A 2402-nucleotide genomic window follows, 5' to 3' on the forward strand; every position below is an offset into this window, starting at 1 on the left:
ACCATTCGCACCGGAGTTAAACAGCTCAGAAAGGCTATGGGAGTGGATGCGGGAGCATGACTTATCAAACAAAGCATTTTCAGGTTATGAAAATATTGTAGATTGTTGCTGTGAAGCTTGGAATAACCTTTGCAGCGAAGCTGGTCGACTGTTCAGTCTGTGCTCCCGTGATTGGGCAGTTATACAGTAGTTAGAAAATTCAATTGGTATAAGTCCCGTGACGCTTATATTCAAACTCACGCTTTTCAATATGTCCGGACACTGTACACGACAAAAATCAGAAGTGTGTCAGCGGGATCCTCTATCTTGAGGTTTTTACCACAAAACTCCTCTCGACAATGGAACCTGCCGACTTACTCATTACGCAGTGTAGAACCTATCTGAACTGGAACAAGTGCCGACTGAGCGTCCTCGCCCATCTTGTGCTGAGTCTGCTGCAAAAGCAGACCGTAAACTTCACACACCTTGCAACCACCTTTCCCGGAAAGTCACAGACTGCATCCTGTTACCGCCGCATTCAGCGATTCTTTCTCGAAGTGGTTTTTGAGGACGCTGTTACAGCCAGGATAATCGCTGGCCTGATTGCACCTTAGTGCAAATGGCAACTCAGCATGGATCGAACTAACTGGATGTTTGGGATTTTCAAAATCAACATCCTGTTTCTGGCTATTAACTACAAGGGCATGGCTATCCCGATTTTATGGACGCTCCTGCCCAAGAAGGGGTGCTCGAATACGGCGGAGCGCATTGAGCTGCTACAGAAATTTCAAAAGATATTTCCTGAACAAGCGATACAGCGTTTACTCATGGACAGGGAGTTTAAGGGCAAGCGCTGGTTGAAATTTCTGGTTCATAGGAACTGGCCTTTTTGCATCAGGGTTCCCAGCAACACATTGGTCCCCAATAAACACCAAAACCGGTTATTACCGGTGACCAGAATATTTTTACTGACAACCGGTGAAACCATGGCCATCAGACAGCCAATAAAAGTGTGGGGGCAAATGGTCTATCTTGCGGCCTCTAAAAAAGGTAATGATCCAATGGTGATCATTTGCAATACTGAATCTTGGCGTGCCATTGAAGATTATCTCCAAAGATTGCAAATAGAAACCATGTTTCAAGCTATGAAAGGCAGAGGTTTTAACCTTGAGGAAACTCACCTGAAGGATCGGGATAAAATATCAAAGTTGCTCTGTGCCTTGGCATTAGCCTTCTGCTGAGCATATAAGACGGGAGATTGGATAAACGATGCAACCCCGGTCAAGCTAAAAAGTCATGGCCGAAAAGCGCAATCCATCTTCCGTACAGGACTGGATTATCTTGCCAGAATTCTCCATCACGTTGATAAATGGCTGGAAGAAATATGTGGAGCAGTGGAGCTGCTATTTGAAGTCAGGTGGGAGAAGGCTTCATGAAAATTGTTGTGTACAGTGAGCCATGATATTTATAAACTGTAAAAATATCAGGCTTAGTGAATAATGGCTAAACCGGTTATTTCTGTTTTCGTGGAATATAATCGGTCTTAATACTCGAATTCCCATAATGGGGCGCAGTGAATAAAAGATTACGAATATCTCAACCACTAACGACAACATAGCCATCTTCAAGATTCAGCATGTTCCCTTAATCTATAGAAACTTCAATTTGCAGAACGATGCTTTTGGTAGAGCTGGAAATAACAGAAGCGGGCATGACAGTTAACTATTATAAGAGGTGTTCCTATAGTAGCTACGCGAAGACCGACTTTTGACTTATAGAACAAGAAATAAATACTACATGGCCGACCGAAAACCCATTTTGAATGCACACTGCCTGTCATGCCCGAAAACCGTGTTTTCAAGCAGTTATTAAACTCTCAAACTGAATAGCAGGCTTACCAGCCTGTACATTTAGGAATACACCTACGTTGTAAGCCAGTAACTTGCGGGCTATTCTTGCCGTCATGCGCCACATATTACGGCAGCCACTGTGCTCAATATCGAAATAATGTGCCAACTGTCCAATGACAGTTTCGATTCTGCGCCTGACCCGCATGATCAGTTTGACGAATTTTTTTGGCCGGTTATCTTTCATGTTTTTTTCAATGGCGTTTGCAGGTCGATACCAATTGCTTCGCAATCTTCTTTGAAAATCGGCTTAATGTAGCCTTTGTCACCCAACAACAACCCGGCTATCGTTTCTATCAAATCGTAATACCAATTGAATTTTCTAACTACTGTATAACTGCCCAATCACGGGAGCACAGACTGAACAGTCGACCAGCTTCGCTGCAAAGGTTATTCCAAGCTTCACAGCAACAATCTACAATATTTTCATAACCTGAAAATGCTTTGTTTGATAAGTCATGCTCCCGCATCCACTCCCATAGCCTTTCTGAGCTGTTTAACTCCGGTGCGAATGGT

1 protein-coding gene and 3 pseudogenes are annotated in these 2402 nt (G+C 43.5%); 2 read left to right on the plus strand and 2 right to left on the minus strand.

The genetic code is table 11. The features are described 5' to 3' along the window. Positions 1-190: pseudogene (locus tag AK963_RS36125) on the plus strand (IS630 family transposase); the annotation flags it as partial. A gap of 418 nt (positions 191-608) precedes the next feature. After that, positions 609-1220: pseudogene (locus tag AK963_RS27850) on the plus strand (IS4 family transposase); the annotation flags it as partial. Between the two features lie 616 nt (positions 1221-1836). On the opposite strand, the gene AK963_RS27855 reads toward AK963_RS27850, so the two are convergent. Beyond that, positions 1837-2073 (minus strand): transposase, encoded by a 237-nt coding sequence (locus AK963_RS27855; protein ID WP_066018571.1) that lies wholly within the window; start codon positions 2071-2073, stop codon positions 1837-1839. A 139-nt stretch (positions 2074-2212) separates the two neighbouring features. Further along, positions 2213-2402 (minus strand): annotated as a pseudogene (locus AK963_RS36130) (IS630 family transposase); the annotation flags it as partial.

The organism is Endozoicomonas atrinae (assembly GCF_001647025.1).
GTDB lineage: Bacteria > Pseudomonadota > Gammaproteobacteria > Pseudomonadales > Endozoicomonadaceae > Endozoicomonas > Endozoicomonas atrinae.

What these genes read in the sequence shown, in the direction of transcription:
- AK963_RS27855 (WP_066018571.1), bottom strand. Translation starts at nt 2,073, where the DNA reads ATGAAAGATAACCGGCCAAAAAAATTCGTCAAACTGATCATGCGGGTC.